Below are 17,359 nucleotides of genomic sequence, written 5' to 3'. Positions count from 1 at the left end.
AATATTATTCGAGATAGGGGCGAATATTATTCGAGATAGGGGCGAATATTATTCGAGATAGGGGCGAATATTATTCGCCCCTCTCACCCCTTCCCCTTTAACCAGGCAGCCAGCGCCTGACTGAGCGGACGGTCGGCGAGACGTACCCGACTCAACTGACGCTCGATTGACAGGTCACGCACGCGCAGGATTGTCAGGCGTCCGGCAATGATGTCCATTTGCAGCGTAACCAGCGACACAATGCTTAAACCCAGACCGGCGCTAACCGCCTGCTTGACCGCCTCTGTGCTACCTAATTCCATCACCGGGCGAATGGTAATCCCACGCGCAGTCAGCGCCTGCTCCATCACTTCGCGCGTCCCCGAACCGGGTTCGCGTAACACAAACGGCGCGCCGTTAAGATCGGCACAGGTCAGATTCGGCTGGCGAGCCAGCGGATGGTCAGGCGCAGCGATCACAACCAGTTCGTCGTTGCGCCACGGGCTAATCTGCAAGCGTTCGTCAGGCTCAACCGGCCCTTCAACGTAGGCAATATCGATCCGGTAGGCAAGCAAATGTTCCATCACCTGTTGGGTATTGCCGATGTCAAGAAAGAGTTCGATTCCCGGATACTGGCGATGGTAAAGACCGAGCAGCGGCGGTAACAGATAGGTGCCGATCGTGCTACTGGCGCCGATGGCCAAACGTCCGCGTTGTAAGCCCCGCAACTCATTCAAAGCCTCAATCGCGAGTCGCTCGTGAGCGAAAATCCGGCGGGCGTGTTCCCCTAGCACGATGCCAGCTTCCGTTGGCACCACGCCGCGCGGGCGTCGCTCGAGCAGTACCGTGTTGAGCTGCCGTTCCAGTTCCTGGACAGCTCGCGAGACTGCTGATTGACTCATCACCAGCGCTTCCGCTGCTCTGGTAAAACTGCCTTGATCGAGCACGGCCACGAAGATCCGTAACAGGTGAAGATTGAGTGACACGCTGATCCTCACAATTTGGACAAGGTGATGCAAGGTGTTTCGCCAATTTTTTGTGTGTACGTACTATAACGCATATGCGAAGATGTGATGTATCTATGCTTCGATTCGATGTCAGTTATCGAAAATATTTGCTTGTTCGATAGCCAGACGTATGCTAGGATATGATGCAGTCAGGATCTTTATTCCATAGCCAGAAAGAGCTGGCCATGACAAACTACGGCTTCCTCATCGATCAGCGGAAGTGCATCGGCTGCCATGCGTGCAGTACCGCCTGCAAGTCGGAAAACGAAGTTCCACTTGGGGTCTACCGCACCTGGGTGAAGTATGTCGAAACCGGCACCTTCCCCAACACTCGCCGACACTTTCAAGTCACGCGCTGCAATCACTGCGCCAATCCGCCTTGTGTCCGCATCTGTCCCGTGACGGCAATGTACCAACGCACCGACGGCATCGTTGAATTCGATCCGAAGGTGTGTATTGGCTGCAAAGCCTGTATGCAGGCCTGCCCCTACGACGCCATCTACATCGATCCAGACACCCACAACGCGGCGAAGTGCCACTTCTGCGCTCACCGCATCGATCAGGGCCTCAAGCCGGCCTGCGAGATTGTGTGTCCAGAACAGGCAATCATCTCCGGCGATCTCGACGATCCCAATAGCCTGATCAGTCAGTTGATCGCCCGCCATCCGGTTGCGGTGCGCAAGCCCGAACAGGGCACTGCGCCGAAGCTCTTCTATATCGATGCCGATCAGACGACGCTGACACCAACCGCAGCGCCGGTCGGCGCAACCTTTATGTGGGCTGATGTGGTCAGCGAGCAACTGGTCGGTCATCACAACGGTAACGGGCATGCGAAGCCGACGCGCGAGGTGATACCACTCACTGCCGCGTCGGGCGCAACGATTCGCCCCCCGCGCGAACAGGGACTTGGCGTCGGCCAGACTCCGCTTATGCTCGGCGGTCGGATTGCCGGTCACATGGTGCAAACGGGCTACAATGCTCAGCACAAAGTTCCCTGGCACTGGCCGGTACCGGCTTATCTGGTAACTAAAGGCATCGGAAGCGGAGTATTTCTGGCCGTTGCCGCTGCTGTCGGTCTGGGGCTGGCCCCACTCACCGCGCCACTGCTGGCGATAGCTCTCTTTGTGAGCCTGCTCTTCATTGCGATTACAACGCTACTGCTGATTATCGACCTTGACAAACCGCACATGTTCTTCACGATCCTTACCCGTCCTCAATGGCGGAGCTGGCTTACACGCGGCGCATTTGCGCTGATTGCGTTCTCGGCGGTTGCCGGAATTTGGTTCCTCGCCGAAGCGGGAGCTGCGCTCAATCTGGTGCCGGCTGCGGTCGCCGAGGCGTTGCGTCTACCGCTGGCATGGGTGGGCATGCCGCTGGCAGTACTGGCTGCCATCTACACCGCGTTCCTGTTTGCGCAGGCCGAAGGTCGCGATCTCTGGCAAAGCCCGCTATTGCCCGTTCACCTGCTCGCGCAGGCATTAATGGCCGGTTCGGGGACGATGCTGATCATGGCGTTGTTTATGTCAATGCCGCCGGCACTGCTCACCGTGTTGGTCTGGCTTTTCGCCGGGAGCCTGATCCTCGATCTGTTTATGATCCTGCTCGGAGAATTCGGTATTCCGCATGCCAGCGAGGTAGCTGCTCGCGCTGCACATGACATCAGCCACGGTCGCTACCGCCAGCACTTCTGGCAAGGCGCGATTACGCTCGGTCACGTCGTTCCAATTGCGCTGCTTGCGCTGGCGTTGCTTGCGCCTGGGCTGGCTGCGCCGCTGCTGGCCGCAGCCGGTCTGGCCGCCATTGCCGGATTGTACGCCTTCGAATACGCTTTCGTCATGGCGCCGCAACACGTGCCGAACAGTTAAGAAAGGTGTGGTCATGGCGACATCATTGCTAAACCGATTGCTTGGTACGCTTAGCCAGACATCATCGGCGCGGGTTGAACCACTCACGCCGCCGGTTGCCCGCTACGTTCCCAGTTCAGCGCCGGCTACCGCGCCGACCAGCGTCGAGCTGCGCGACTATCCGCCGGTTGAACGCTGGAATGACTGGACAGAATACGATCCCAAGGCCTGGCCGCAAAAGGTTGCCCGTCGTTACACGCTGGTGCCAACCGTCTGTTTCAATTGTGAGAGCGCATGCGGTCTGCTCGCTTACGTGGATGTTGAAACGCTTAAGATTAAGAAGTTTGAGGGCAATCCGCTCCATCCCGGCAGCCGCGGTCGCAACTGCGCCAAAGGGCCGGCAACGCTGAACCAGGTTTACGATCCTGACCGCATTCTCTACCCGCTCAAGCGGGCCGGCAAGCGTGGCGAAGGAAAGTGGGTGCGCGTTTCGTGGGACGAAGCCCTCAATGAGATTGCCGCTCGCATTCGCAAAGCCATTATCGAGCAGCGCCAGACGGAAATCATCTATCACGTTGGTCGTCCCGGCCACGATGGCTTCATGGAGTGGGTGTTACCGGCATGGGGAGTAGATGCCCATAACTCGCACACCAATGTCTGCTCATCGGGAGCGCGTTGCGGGCAGGCAATGTGGATGGGGTACGACCGGCCATCACCCGATCACGCTAATGCCCGGGTGATCTTGCTCATCAGCTCGCATCTCGAGACCGGCCACTACTTCAACCCCCATGCGCAACGGATCATGGAAGGAAAGATGGCGGGGGCGAAGCTGATTGTTTTCGATACCCGCCTCTCAAACACCGCTTCGCTCGCCGACGAATGGATCTCGCCCTGGCCGGGCAGTGAAACCGCGATTCTACTGGCAATCGCTAACTATCTGATCCGCACCGGTCAGTACGACCGCGCATTTGTGCGCCGCTGGGTGAATTGGGCCGACTATCTGCGCGCCGAGCATCCCGATCTGCCGGTCAGCTTCGAACATTTTGAGATGAAGCTGCAAGAGTTGTATGCCCAATACACGTTTGAGTTTGCCGCTCAAGAGAGCGGCGTCAGCGCCGAGCAGATCGAGCGAGTAGCTAAAATCATTGCCCGCTGCGAGGGCAAACTCGCCACTCATAGCTGGCGCAGCGCAACCAGCTCAAACCTCGGCGGCTGGATGATCGCGCGCTGTCTCTGGTTCCTCAACGTGTTGACCGGTTCAATCGGGGTAGAGGGTGGCACTTCTGCCAATGTCTGGGACAAATGGATCCCGCGCCACCCCAATATGGCGCCCCACCCGAAAGTCTGGAACGAACTCACCTGGCCGCAAGAGTATCCGCTCAATTTCTACGAAATGAGCATTTTGCTGCCGCACTTCCTGAAAGAGGGTCGGGGCAAAGTTGACACCTACTTCACCCGGGTGTATAACCCGCTCTGGACAAATCCCGACGGGATGAGCTGGCTTGAAGTGCTGACCGACGAGAGTAAGATCGGCCTGCACGTTCACCTGTCACCCACCTGGAGCGAGACCGGATGGTTTGCCGACTACATTCTGCCGATGGGAGTCGGCGCCGAACGTCACGACATGATGAGCCAGGAGACGCACGCCGGGTGCTGGATTGCCTTCCGCCAGCCGGTGATCCGCGAAGCCATGCGCCGTCTGGGTCGCCCGGTGCGCGACACGCGCGAGGCCAATCCCGGTGAAGTGTGGGAGGAGGTTGAGTTCTGGATCGAACTGTCGTGGCGTATCGATCCCGACGGTAGCCTTGGGATCCGCAAAACGTTTGAAAGTCCCTACCGGCCTGGCCAGAAGATCACGGTCGATGAACTTTACGGCTGGATGTTTGAAAACCATGTGCCGGGGTTGCCCGAAGCTGCCGCCAAAGAGGGTCTTACTCCGCTGGAGTATATGCGACGCTACGGCGCATTTGAGTTGCGCAAGGGTGTGCAGCCAACGTTTAACAAGCCGCTCAGCCCGAGCGAACTGGCCGAGGCGACAATCGATCCCGATACCGGTATCGTCTACACCAAAACACCGGCGCCGCCGTCGTCGAATATCACGCCGTTACCCTACTTTGAGCCAGATCCCGAGCGAGGCCGACCGATCGGGATTCGATTGGAAGACGGCGAGATTGTGACCGGCTTCCTGACCCCATCGCGCAAACTCGAATTCTACTCAACCACGCTACGCGATTGGGGATGGCCGGAATATGCAATCCCCACCTACATTCACAGTCACGTGCATCCCAGCAAAGTTGACCGGTCGAAGAATGAAGTCGTGTTGCTCTCGACCTTCCGCCTGCCTACGCTCATCCACACGCGCAGCGGCAATGCGAAATGGCTGTATGAAATCAGCCACAAAAATCCGGTCTGGATCCACACGAGCGACGCCGAGCGCCTGGGATTGCGCACCGGCGACCTGATCAAGGTGATTACCGAAATCGGCTACTTCGTCGATCGGGTTTGGGTCACCGAAGGCATTCGTCCCGGTGTGATTGCCTGTTCGCACCACCTGGGCCGCTGGCGCTTGCAGGAAGACGGCGGCGGTCGGCTCTCGACGGCACTGGTTGAGCTGAAGCAAGAGGGTGACGGTCAATGGAAGATGCGCCAGATTCACGGTATCAAACCCTATCAGAGTGACGATCCTGACACAGCGCGGATCTGGTGGGAAGACGCTGGCGTGCATCAGAATCTGACCTTCCCGGTGCATCCCGATCCGATCAGTGGCATGCACTGCTGGCACCAGAAGGTGCGGATTGAGCCGGCGGGGCCGAACGACCGTTACGGTGACATCTATGTTGATACAAAGCGTGCCCACGAGGTGTATCGCGAATGGCTGGCGATGACGCGACCGGCTTACAAAGTATCACCCAACGGTCTGCGCCGTCCGCACTGGCTCCTGCGACCGTTCCGTCCGGCCCGCGAGGCGTATCGTCTACCGCAAAAGCAGAAATCGTGAACGACTACAACAATCTCCTTGCCCGCCAGACTCTTGCCGATCTGCTGGGGCGGCTGCTACTAGCGCCGCCCTCAGCCGATCTGTGGGCTGAGGCAGCGAAGCTGCCGGAACTGGCAACATTGCTGGGTGAAAGTCAGTCTGAGCTGGCAATCGCCTACGAATACCTCGTGGGGCGCAACGTCTACCCCTACGAGTCGCTCTACCGCGATGAAGACCTGATGCTCAACACAGCCGCTGCCGATCGGGTGGCCGCATTCTACGACGAATGTGGCTTTACGCCTGATCAGAGCGCAGGCGCTCCCGATCACCTGGGGATTGAGCTGATATTGCTGGCCCGTCTCATTGCCACTGAAGCCGCGGCCATGGCTACCGGCGACGACGCATTGGCCGGCTGGTCGCGGAGACAGGCAGCAACTTTTCTGCGGCAACACCTCGCTGGCTGGGTGCCGGTGTGGGTTCAGGCAGTGCAGCGGATTGCGACTCACCCGTTCTACTGGCGACTGGCAGAACTCACGCTCGAACTGATTAGCAGTGAGCTAGAGCGACTGGCCGACGAGCCATCGGCAAGCCGCGAAGTCATCCCGCTCCAGCCAGTATCAACTCATAGCGAAGAGACCGATCTGACGATGCTGATTCGCCACCTGATTACCCCGGTTCGGTCGGGAATCTTTCTCAGCCGCGCCGATCTATCGGCGCTGGCGCGTCGATTGGGGTTCAGCATCCCGATCAATGACCGGTTCACAATGGCGCGCGCGCTCTTTGAAACTGCCGGCGAATTCGAGCAGGCACATGCGCTGATCAACGCTCTTGATGAATTGCTTGGCGTAGAAATCAACGATCTGCATCGCCTGAGCGCAACGCTGGCTGCGTGGAAACCACTGTTACAACCCTGGATCGATCGGCTGACCGCCAGCCGCGCAATGCTTGCCGCCGGTGTGGAGTAGCGGTAATACCTGCGAAGGAGAAGAGGGGACACCCCCAGTATTGACAAGAGTTTGCTACCGCTGCAGCGAGCGATGAGCGCACGCTTCTGCCCTGACCAGGGAGGCCACGGGAAAGTAGGGGCCAGTGGGCTGCGTCCATCCGGCAATGCCGATTCCGGGTTGCGTTTGCTGGAGCGAGCGCTACCGAAGCTCTGCGCGATCTGATGGAACGACTCACCCCGCGCAGGTTCGCTGCGAGAAGGTTGGGGTATCCCTCCTACGGCGCGCCCATCCACTGCTGACGCAGTGCGGACAGCAGGCCGCGCTCATCGAGTTGCTGAAGAGCGCGATTGATTGCCAGCTCGAGTTGGAACGCACTAGCCGGCATCGCCAGCACATATGGCTCGTAGCTGAGGGCAGCGGCAATGCGGAGATCGCCTGTGGATAGCGCGCCCAGCGCGGCTACATGATCGAGGATCAGAGCATCAACCGCACCGGAACGCAACGCTACGATCAACATAGCCTCTTCGTCAGCCTCGTAGATGGTTACCGGCGTAGACAATGCAAACCGTCGCGCCAGGGCATCGGCCTCGCTGCCTAAAATGACACCTAACCGCCGCTCACGCAAATCGGACAGACTGCCGATAGCGCTGTCGGCTCGCGTCACCAGCATCAATCCGCCATCGAAATAGGGTTGCGAAAAACGCGCCCGGTAGCCCTGTTCGGGTGCGTATGGTAGCGCCGAAGCAATCAGATCGGCCTGTTGGCTCGTTAACTGATCGTAGAGCGCGTCGAAGCCGCTGCGCACAAAGACTACCTCAAGCCCTAGCTCAGCGGCCAGGGCGCGAGCAAGATCAATATCAAAGCCAACCAGCATGCCGTCTCGCTCTTCGACGAATGGTCGATAGCCGGGATCAACCGCCACCCGCAGGACACCACGCTCGCGTATCCCGGCATAGATTGGGTCAATCGGCGCTTCCTGGCTCTGCACACTCCATGCCAGCCAGCTATACGCTATCAGAACGACAATAGCCATTCCATCGAGCATTCGGTGTCGCTTCATCGTTGTCGATACGTCTTGAGGGAAATGCATTCCGGCTGAAGCGCGCAGTTCGCCGGCTACAGATACGTTTTATGAGAGCTTTCTCATTTTCTTGCCTTGACCGCGCATTCCTCTATCAGTATACTTCATAATAACAATAGCACTACGATATATATGTAGCACTCTTCCCCACTCTTTCGTCAGCGCAGGAGCGCGCAGCCGTAACGTCAATTCTGAATGGGAGTCGCGCATGGCAATTGAGCCCTATCGCCCAACCCCTGAAACAACCACCAATCGCGAACAGGAGCTAGAAAAGAAGATCGCCAAGCTATTTGAGCGTTGGAATTGGAAACTCTTCCGGTTCTTGCGCTTTTTGCTGTTTCTTGGGATCGGGATCTGGCTGGCCGCCAATTTACTTCCGGGTATCTTCAACATCATCATCACCGGTGAAATTGGCGATCTGATCCTCCAGATCATTCCGGTAGCCGTCTATCTATTCTTCTTTATCGGATTTCAATTCTGGCTCATGTACTTCTTCATGGCCCGCACCCGTATCTACTGGGTCAAACCGGGTGAAACTGGCGTGAGCTTCAAGGATTATCGCGGCAATCCTGAAGTGCTGGAAGCGGCGCGCCGGGTTGTAACCTTGTTGAAAGGCGCGAAGGAATTCAAGCAGATGGGTGGCGAAGTCACCCGCGGTATCCTGTTAATCGGGCCTCCCGGCACCGGCAAGAGCTATCTTGCTCAGGCGATTTCGACTGAAGCCGGAGTGCCCTTCGGCTATCTCAGCGCGCCATCGCTCCTTTCGGCCTGGATGGGTATGGGCAACATCAAGGTTATGAACCTGTACCGCAAGGCCCGTCGCCTGGCTCGCGAATACGGCGCATGCATCCTGTTCATTGATGAGATTGATGCAATCGGCATGGCGCGCAGCTCGAATTTGATGGGCACGAGTGGCGCTGGCGCAGGCATGCATGCCGGTGATCGCGATCGGGTGGTGATGGGAGTGGGTGGCATGATGGGTGGTGGTAGCAGCTTGCTCAACGAGCTGTTGCTGCAGATGGATCCACCGCCGCAAGAGCAGACCTGGTGGGGTAAGTTGTTGCGACTGGTTGGGCTGCGCCGTGGCAAGGCCGATATGCCGCCGGTGCTCACAATGGCGGCGACCAACCTTGCCGAAACGCTCGACGCTGCTCTGCTGCGACCTGGGCGCTTCGACCGCAAGATCGCGGTGGAACCACCCGACGCTGATGGCCGCCGCGAGGTGATTGAATATTATCTGAGCAAGGTAAAGCACGAGCCGATGCCGATCGACCGCATGGTAGCCGATACAATCGGTTATACGCCGGTTGCGATCAAATATGTCATCAACGAAGCAACTATTCACGCTCACTTTGATGGTCGTGCGGCGATCAACTATTGGGATTTCACTCAGGCTCGTGAGATCCACGAATGGGGCCTCAAGCAGCCGATCCGCAGCATGTCGTATGAAGAGCGGCGGCGCATCGCCTACCACGAGGCCGGTCATGCGTATGCAGCAGTGAAACTGTTGAAGAAAGAGCGCCTGACCAAAGTGACGATTGTGCGCCATGGCAACGCACTCGGCTTTGCGGCCTGGAAGCCGGAAGAGGAGATCCACACGCGCACCCGCGAAGAGCTGCTCGACCGGATCAAGATTTCGCTGGCCAGTCGGGCTGCCGAAGAACTGTTCCTCGGCACGCAGATGAGTGGTGTAACCGGCGATTTGCAAAGCGCAACCGGCATTGCAGCAATGATGGTCGGCGCCTACGGTATGGACAACAGCTTCTTCTCGTACCTGCTCTTCGGCATGCAAGGTCTATCAGCGCCTGATGTCAAGCCGCGGGTTGAGGCGATTTTGCAAGAGCAATACCGCATCGTCAAGCAGATGCTTGAGCAGAACCGGATGGCGGTCATCGCGATTGCCGAAGCGCTCATCCTGCGCAATGAGCTAACTGACCTGGATGTGAAAGAGATTCTGAGCCGGGTAGAGGCAGAGCATCCGTACCTGCCACCAAATGAGAAGCCTGAGCGTCCGGCGTTCGGCTTTGCCGCCGCCCTGTCACGTTCGAACACAACGCTGGTGCGCCGACGGCGCGAGCAGGTGGCGCTCCCCGCGCCGCGGCCCGCTCCGGAAATTACGATCATCGACGCGCAACGCCGCGACTCGACAGGCGAGACGGCGCCAGGGCACTGACCCGTACCGACAGGTAATTGAGACAAAGGGCAGCGAGGCGGGTAGAGATTACCCGCCTCTGCTATTTGGAAGAAGAAGTTTCAACCCGGTCGATTATCATGAGTGTGAATGGCAGGGCACTGCGAAACAATTGCACCGCCTGAGAGCATAACAGTGTATAATCAGCTTAGTATTACGGATAGAACTGAGGAATATTTGACGATGACCGATACTGTCATTTCAACCCAAGACATCTTGCGCCAGCGCTATGGCAACGACGCGCCTGAGACCCTGCTCAGGAATGGCACCATCGACGTGATCTTGAGCCATCGCTCAGTGCGTTCATACAGCAACGAACCGCTTCCGGAAGGAACGCTCGAAACGATGATCGCTGCCGCGCAATCGGCTGCCACCTCGTCGAATCTGCAAACGTGGAGCGTGGTGGCAGTGACCGATCCAGAGCGGAAAGAGCGCCTGGCGACGCTGGCCGGCAACCAAAACCATATTCGACGCGCGCCACTCTTTCTGGTCTGGCTGGCCGATCTAAACCGGATTGCGCGGGCAGCCGATGCGCGCGAGATGCCCCACGAAGGGCTTAACTATCTCGAAATGTGGCTGGTGGGGGTGATCGATGCGGCACTGGCCGCGCAGAATGCGGTCATCGCCGCCGAGTCACTCGGTTTGGGCACCGTCTATATCGGAGCGATCCGGAACCGGCCACTGGAGGTAGCCGCCGAACTCAAACTACCGCCAATGGTAATGCCTGTCTTTGGCTTGTGCGTTGGCCGGCCTAATCCGGCGCGACCGGCAGCGGTCAAGCCACGTCTGCCCCAAGAGGCAGTGCTGCACCGTGAGGAATATCATGCCGAACAGATTCCACCGGCAGTAGAGCGCTACAATGCGACGATGAGCGCATTCTACGCCGCGCAGGGGATGAACGTGGAAGGGGATTGGGTCGATCACTCAGCTCGGCGTGTGGCCGGGCCAGAGAGCCTTTCCGGGCGCGATGTCTTGCGCGAGGTCTTGCATCGGCTGGGTTTTCAGTTGAAATAGCGATCTGCCTCGGCGCCGGACGTAGACGTTATGAGTGGCACATTTGCCAATCGACCGGTTTCCGGTTGAAATACCACAACTACCATTGACAATCATTTCATACTCCCGCCGGACAGGTTTTTGACCGGCGGGAGCTGTGTTATACTATGTGGTATACTGTGTGAAGGTTTGATAAGATTTAGTAAGATTCCTGGTAGAGAGATACGTCATCAGAGGGGCGACAGTAACACGGCCAGGATAAGATAATGCCGGGCTATCCTGCGAGAGCTTGTGCCGCCAGGAATCAAAGAGTGAATTGCGCGCATGTGTCTTGTCGTCAACGGATACGTATGAATGATAAGGAAACGCCAACCTACCTCTCTCTTTCGGCGGCAAGCCGGTTGCTCGGTGTGCATGCCTCAACACTACGACGCTGGGCCGATGAAGGCGCCGTGCCGGTGTATATCACTCCCGGCGGTCATCGTCGGTTTGCGCGCGCCGACATCCTGGCGCTAGCGGCGCGGCGACCGTTACCGGCGCAGTCGCTCAGTAATGCTCTGGCCAGCAAGGCCCTGGCGCAAACACGCAATGAACTGGCAAACCCCGGAGTAGCGCCGGCGTGGATGCAGGAAATGAGCGAACAGGAGCGACAGACCTGGCGGCGGGTCGGTCAGCAATTGATGGGGATTGTGTTGCGCTATGTCAGCGCGCGCGATGAACATAGCCCGCTGCTAGACGAAGCGCGCGCCGTTGGCAGAAGTTATGCCCGTCTCGCTCGTATGGCAGGGTTGCCACTATCTGATGCGATAGCAGCGGCGCTCTTTTTTCGTGACTCGCTGGTAGAGGCAGCAATGGATCTGCCCGAAGAGGCGCATGTGCGCCCATCTGAAAGTGCCCGCCTCTTGCGCCGGATTAGCCGGGTTGCGAATGAAGTGCAACTGGCGGTTGTGGCCGGTTATGAAACAGAGGAGTGAACTGTGGAAGCAAATGAGCAACGTCTCGATGTGCCGCGCACGCTCAAACTAGGCACCTTTCACATTGGTTCATCGTTTATCGATCTCTTAACTTCAGGTGTGCTCAACCGGGTCTTGATCACTGATTTGGCGCTCGCTGCGACACCGGTAGCGCTGCTCTCGGCGCTGCGCTATTTGCTGGCGCCACTCAGTATCTGGGCCGGCTACCTTTCCGATCTGCGTCCACCCGGTACGTTGCGCCGGCTGCCTTTCATCTGGGGTGGTCGTCTGCCCATGCTGCTTTCGTTGCCGTTGTTGCCGTTTGTGACTGCGCTGCTGGCGAGCGATCCTTCCTCGGTATTAGGCTGGACGCTGGCTTTCATCGCGTTTCTGGTGTATGGCATCGGAACCCTGATTTCAGGCGCTACCTACCTCAGTCTGGTGCGTGACAGCGCGCCGCCTGCTCGACGCGGGCAGGCGATTGCGATTGTGCAGGTTTTTCTGGTTATCAGCTTTCCGGTGGCAGGTGTTATCTACGGCAGGCTGATGCCGATCTACGATCAGGCCAGTTTCTGGCGCCTCGTGCTAACCGGCATGGCCATCGCCTTTGCCTTCATCGCCTTCGCGCTATGGAAGGCCGAACGTCCGGCGGCAACGCCGGCGACAGAACCTCCGCCGGCTGAGCCTTTCATCCCTCTGCTGCGCCGAATGTGGAGCGATCCGCGAGCGCGCTGGTTCTTCCTCTTCCTGGCTTTGGGCGCAGTGAGCGCCTTTGCCCAGGATGCGGTGCTGGAACCGTTTGGCGGCGATGTGTTCGGCCTTGATGTTGGTGAAACCACTCGTTTCAACGCCTACTGGGGGATTGGCGTGGTGATCAGCCTGTTGGGGACGGTCTATTTCACTCGCCGACGCGCAGCCCACGAACAGACGGGGGTGGCGGTGCTTGGTCTGGCGTTAACTGCTCTACCACTCTTGTTGTTGGGCGTGATTGCGTTTACCAAGGCGCAACAGCTTTTAATCCCGGTGCTGGTCTTCTTCGGCTTAGGGTTCGGAATCTATACAGTTGGCGCAGTATCGCTGCTGGCAGCAATGACGACCGATCAGCACGCAGCCGCTTATCTCGGTCTGTGGTCGATGACTCAGCTTCTCTTCCGCGGACTCGGTATCTTTGCCGGCGGCGCAGTGCGTGACATAGCGCTCGCCATCAGTGGATCGTTACCGATAGCGTATGCCAGTGTCTTCTTGCTGGAAGCTGTTGGTTTGCTAACGTGCATCTTGATTTTGCAACGGGTCGATGTGGCGAGTTTCGCCCGTGGCGAACAACAACCGCTCGGCGCAGCCGCTACGCTGGCGGCGGCTGATGGATGAAATCAGTAAATGCTGAACAAAGCGCCAAGAGGACAAAGTGGTTTGGCTTCGTCCTCTCGTTTTGTGACTGAGATCGGCTTGCAACCGTGATGTAGTACAATGGAGAAGATTGGCTACCATATATTGCTTCCGGCACATGATGAATTCTATTCATCGTCGGCTGGCGCTCACATTTCAAGCTCATGAACCGATTTCTCAGCATCACCATTCTTTTGCTCATCCTGGCCGGCTGCGGCGAAGCTGCGCCACTTGCTCCTACCCGTTCGGCCCTGGAGGTTCGTCAAACACAGGTTGCGCTCCAGAATCTACCAACTGTTCCGCCAGCCCCCACCGAACTCAGTCGTCCTACTGCCACACCACCGCCACCGATTGATCTGGTCAGCCTGCTCAATCTCACCGCCGACGATCCACGCGCATTGGGCGATCCAGATGCGCCGGTGCTGATGATCGAATTTACCGACTACGAATGTCCCTTCTGCGCGCGTTTCGTCAGCGAGACCCGCGAGCGCCTGATCCGTGAATTCGTCGATACCGGTGTCGCGCGCCTGGTTGTGCGCGATTTTCCGCTCACCTCAATTCATGCCTCTGCCATGCTGGCCGCTGGGGTTGCCAATTGCGCCGCCGAGCAAAACCAATTCTGGCCGGTGTACGAAATGCTCTTTCAATCTCACGGCGTCGAGTGGGGTGGAGTGCCGCGGCGCGATCGACCGGTGTTGATCGAAATGGCGGGAGAGTTGGGCGTTGACACTGAGCTGCTAAATGCGTGTCTCGATCGGCCAGCGACTGAGGCGACGATCATCGCAGAGATGGAAGCGGCCCAACGGCTGGGGATCAATTCCACGCCCAATTTTCTGATCAACGGTCAGATTGTGCGGGGCGCTTTGCCGTTTGACACTTTTGCTTCGCTGATCCGGCAACTTGCGGCGAATCGTGGGACGCCGTAGCGCCGATCAGGCGGTGGTTAGCCGGTTACTGACCAGCTTCAGGCCGACTGCCAGCGCCACAATCATGGCTGTCAACACGGTTAGATGGCCGGCAATATCATTCAGAGCCGCTCCACGTTGCACAATGGCGATGACCGGATCGATCATGTAGAAGGTGGGAAAGATCTGCGCGATCCACTGGGGGATGACCGGGAACAGCGCGATAAGCGCCGGCGCATAGAGGATCAGGCCGAGAGCTTTCACGGTTGCGAAGAGCGAATTGATGTCACGCACTATCACGCCGAGCAAGACGCCAAACTCGGCTGAGAGCACTGCGCCGAGCGCCAGCACCAGCACTACAAGACCGATCTGCCGACTCCAGGCGCCATTGAGTGCCAGCACCAGCAGCGCCATCACGACGCTCAAGACCACGCCGACGATTGCCTTGGCAACGTAGATTTCTGCGGGTGTGGCCGGCGTTACCAGCACTGCATTCAGGGTACGGCGCTGCTTTTCGCTCACCAGTGAAGAGGCTGGGAGCATCAAGGCGCCAAACACGACCGTCATGAGCACCAGCAAGGGCAACAATCGCTGCTGCCAGGTCAGATCATTATTTGCTCCGAGCAAGGTCGTTTTAATCGTCACCGGCGGCTCGTGTCCGGCCAGTTCGCGCAGCCAATCGGCGATGGCTGTGCCGATCAAAACCCGGTCACGCAGCAGACTCTCTCCCCAGACATAGACGGTCAACTCGCCGGCCTGGGAGCTGGCAACACGTTGATCGAAATCGGCGGTCAGCACTAACCCCACATCCACGGCGCCACGAGCGGTAGCGTCGCGCAGTTCATCCGCGCTGACGAAGCGTTGCACGATCAAACCGGGCATTGACTCGGCGAGGACGGTCAGGCGGGAATTGCCGGCATCAACGATACCGAGGCGCGGTTTACCGCTAAAGAACGTGCCAAAGATGAGACCGAGCGCCAGACTGAGGCCAAGCGGAACCACGATTGTAAAGATGAAGATAAAGTTTTTCGGACCTTGACCCACTTCACGATACAGCAGAGCAGCGATACGGCGCAAACTCATGCGAACCTCCGTTGCAAGATAACCATCCCCATGGCCAGCAAGAGCAGCGCAGAGCCGGCCAGCGGCGCTAGATTGCCCCCCACTTCAGACCAGCCGGCGCCGAAATTGAGCGAGCGATAGATGGTATCGACCAGATAATGAGTGGGAATGAGTCTGACCCAATCGGCGGCCAGACCGGGGATCAAGACGGTGAAGGTTGGCAGCGCCATGATCAGAAGCGCCAGCATACCCCACCCCATCACCGACATCAAATCACGACCGAGCGCAGCGATCAAAAAGGCTACACCGGTCATCAAGACCGATCCGATCAGCAACGCCGTCAGATTGAGAAACGCGGCCTGCGCCAACCCGCCGGTGACAGCCATCAGCACAACGGCCTGCACAAATGCAAAGAGTGAACCGAACAGGCTCTTGGCCAGAAACAGGCCGCGCATCGTCAGCGGCGTCACCAGCAAGGCGCGGATTGTGCCCTGTTCGACCTCGGCCACAATTAGACTGGCCAGACCGAGACATTCAACCATCAACACCAGCACGGCAAAGAGTGGCAGCATGCGCTGACGAGGAGCGATCTGCGCGCCAGCCAGATCAGGACCGAGCACCACCTCGCTAATCGTCACTGGCAGCTCCTGACCGATCAGGCTAAAACTCAATTCACGACCAGCCGCCTCGTACACCGAGACCAGATCGGGGGTCACTTCAGGAGCGAGAAACAATTCAACGGCGGGCCGCGCTCCCTGGCGAATCTGATCGTAGAGATCGGGCGGGAACGCAAAACCAATAGTCACGGTACCGGCAGCCACTGCGGCGCGCAATTCATCGGCGGAGGCAAACTGCGAAATCTGCACGGCATCATCGGCGAGCGCATCGGCGAGCGCTGGTGGCAACGAAGGGATAACCATCCCTATCCGCACCGTCTCATCAACAGTCGCGGGCAACAGAAAATAAATCGTGACATATGCCACCAAACCGAGCGCCGTTACCAGCGCAAACAATCGGTTTGCAAAATAGAGACGAACGTCCTTCTGGATCAACGCCCAAATTGCAGCAACATTCATAAGCCGAATTCCTGTGGCGCAGGCGACACACTCACGCCAGGCCACGACCGGTCAGGCGGATGAAAATATCTTCGAGCGTTGCTTCTTCGCTATGCAGTGTCACCACCTGTTCGCGGGCAAGCAAATCGGCAATTTCGGCAGGCGTTTCAGGTCGGTCAAGAATAATCTCACGAGTGCGCAACGCACCGTCTGGACCGACAAGTTCAGCGCGCACCATACGCTTGCCATACTGCTGCTTAAGATTGTGAGGCGTATCGAGAGCGACAATTTTGCCGCTATTGATGAAGGCAACGCGGTGACAAAGCCGATCGGCCTCATACATATCGTGGGTGGTGAGAAAAACAGTTGCGCCTCGTTGTTGTTCTTCGAGGATTACCCGGCGGATTGCTTCGGCAGAGGCGGGATCGAGGCCCTCGGTCGGCTCATCGAGAAACAGAATATCAGGACGATTAACGAGGGCGCGGGCGATCATCAGGCGCTGCTTCATCCCCTTAGAGTAGCGGCCCACCAGATCGCGACCGCGACCATCAAGGCCGACGCGGCGAAGCAGCGCATCGACATCGAGATCGGAGACATTAAACAGGCGAGCGAAGAGGCGCAGATTATCGACACCGCTCAACTCTTCGTAGAGGTTTGGCTGCTCGAAGCAGATACCGATACGAGATTGCACCCGTTTCGGGTAACGGGCCACATCGATACCGAGCAAAACAGCGCGCCCGCTCACCGGACGCAACTGACCGGTCAACATCTTGACCGTCGTTGACTTCCCGGCGCCATTGGGGCCAAGAAAACCGAGGATCTCGCCGCGTTCGACGGTAAAGCTGATGTGATCGACGGCGAGCAAATCGCCATAGCGATAGGTCAAGTCTTCGGCGACGATAGCAGGATCAGGCATAGAGCGACCCCGGCAAGACAAGAGTGGATACGGGATTATTATAGCACTGATAGGCGATAGGCG

The 17,359-nt window shown here is 58.2% G+C and carries 13 protein-coding genes; 8 read left to right on the top strand and 5 right to left on the bottom strand.

All coding sequences use genetic code 11. The annotated features are described in order from the left end of the window. Positions 1 to 83 precede the first annotated feature (83 nt). Positions 84 to 965 carry a LysR family transcriptional regulator gene (locus tag Q0650_RS08730; RefSeq protein WP_298817991.1) on the bottom strand — a complete coding sequence of 294 codons (882 nt, stop codon included), beginning with the start codon at positions 963 to 965 and terminating at the stop codon, positions 84 to 86. A 206-nt stretch (positions 966 to 1,171) separates the two neighbouring features. Here Q0650_RS08730 and nrfD point away from each other — a divergent pair, with 206 nt between their 5' ends. From nrfD to Q0650_RS08715, 3 genes are read left to right on the top strand one after another with little or no spacing between them, the layout of a single operon-like run. Continuing rightward, a complete protein-coding gene (nrfD, locus tag Q0650_RS08725; RefSeq protein ID WP_298817989.1) occupies positions 1,172 to 2,851 on the top strand; it encodes an NrfD/PsrC family molybdoenzyme membrane anchor subunit in 1,680 nt (559 codons plus the stop codon). A gap of 13 nt (positions 2,852 to 2,864) precedes the next feature. Further along, entirely contained in the window at positions 2,865 to 5,828 is a 2,964-nt protein-coding gene (locus Q0650_RS08720) for a molybdopterin-dependent oxidoreductase (protein ID WP_298817987.1), read from the top strand. Continuing rightward, a complete protein-coding gene (locus Q0650_RS08715) occupies positions 5,825 to 6,772 on the top strand; it encodes a molecular chaperone (RefSeq protein WP_298817985.1) in 948 nt (315 codons plus the stop codon). The genes Q0650_RS08720 and Q0650_RS08715 overlap by 4 nt, the downstream gene beginning before the upstream one ends. A gap of 256 nt (positions 6,773 to 7,028) precedes the next feature. Here the strand turns inward: Q0650_RS08715 and Q0650_RS08710 are convergent, their stop codons facing one another. Next, complete coding sequence (locus Q0650_RS08710) at positions 7,029 to 7,814, bottom strand: ABC transporter substrate-binding protein (protein ID WP_298817983.1); 786 nt, start codon at positions 7,812 to 7,814, stop codon at positions 7,029 to 7,031. Between the two features lie 229 nt (positions 7,815 to 8,043). Between Q0650_RS08710 and Q0650_RS08705 the strand changes: the two genes are divergently transcribed. From Q0650_RS08705 to Q0650_RS08685, 5 genes are all read left to right on the top strand, one after another. Then, entirely contained in the window at positions 8,044 to 10,008 is a 1,965-nt protein-coding gene (locus Q0650_RS08705) for an AAA family ATPase (protein WP_298817981.1), read from the top strand. 201 nt (positions 10,009 to 10,209) lie between these two features. Further along, positions 10,210 to 11,040 carry an NADPH-dependent oxidoreductase gene (locus tag Q0650_RS08700; RefSeq protein ID WP_298817978.1) on the top strand — a complete coding sequence of 277 codons (831 nt, stop codon included), beginning with the start codon at positions 10,210 to 10,212 and terminating at the stop codon, positions 11,038 to 11,040. 329 nt (positions 11,041 to 11,369) lie between these two features. After that, on the top strand, positions 11,370 to 11,993 hold the full coding sequence (locus Q0650_RS08695) for a helix-turn-helix domain-containing protein (RefSeq protein WP_298817976.1): 624 nt from the start codon (positions 11,370 to 11,372) through the stop codon (positions 11,991 to 11,993). 3 nt (positions 11,994 to 11,996) lie between these two features. Continuing rightward, the gene (locus Q0650_RS08690; protein ID WP_298817974.1) at positions 11,997 to 13,340 is read left to right on the top strand and encodes a BCD family MFS transporter; all 1,344 of its coding nucleotides are present in this window, start codon (positions 11,997 to 11,999) and stop codon (positions 13,338 to 13,340) included. A 182-nt stretch (positions 13,341 to 13,522) separates the two neighbouring features. Next, positions 13,523 to 14,284, top strand: a complete 762-nt coding sequence (locus Q0650_RS08685) for a DsbA family protein (RefSeq protein ID WP_298817972.1) — start codon at positions 13,523 to 13,525, stop codon at positions 14,282 to 14,284. A 6-nt stretch (positions 14,285 to 14,290) separates the two neighbouring features. On the opposite strand, the gene Q0650_RS08680 is transcribed toward Q0650_RS08685, so the two are convergent. Genes Q0650_RS08680 through Q0650_RS08670 form a run of 3 tightly spaced genes read right to left on the bottom strand, consistent with a single transcriptional unit; the run spans position 14,291 to position 17,296 of the window. Next, positions 14,291 to 15,346 carry an ABC transporter permease gene (locus tag Q0650_RS08680; protein ID WP_298817970.1) on the bottom strand — a complete coding sequence of 352 codons (1,056 nt, stop codon included), beginning with the start codon at positions 15,344 to 15,346 and terminating at the stop codon, positions 14,291 to 14,293. Continuing rightward, the gene (locus Q0650_RS08675; RefSeq protein ID WP_298817968.1) at positions 15,343 to 16,401 is read right to left on the bottom strand and encodes an ABC transporter permease; all 1,059 of its coding nucleotides are present in this window, start codon (positions 16,399 to 16,401) and stop codon (positions 15,343 to 15,345) included. The genes Q0650_RS08680 and Q0650_RS08675 overlap by 4 nt, the downstream gene beginning before the upstream one ends. A gap of 31 nt (positions 16,402 to 16,432) precedes the next feature. Further along, positions 16,433 to 17,296: an ABC transporter ATP-binding protein gene (locus Q0650_RS08670; protein ID WP_298817966.1), complete on the bottom strand. Its 864-nt coding sequence runs from the start codon at positions 17,294 to 17,296 to the stop codon at positions 16,433 to 16,435. Between the last annotated feature and the right edge of the window lie 63 nt (positions 17,297 to 17,359).

The sequence above is a fragment of the uncultured Chloroflexus sp. genome (assembly GCF_937129525.1).
Taxonomy (GTDB): domain Bacteria; phylum Chloroflexota; class Chloroflexia; order Chloroflexales; family Chloroflexaceae; genus Chloroflexus.
Note: the sequence above shows the minus strand (reverse complement) of the source record. Positions and strands in the feature narration are given on the sequence as shown.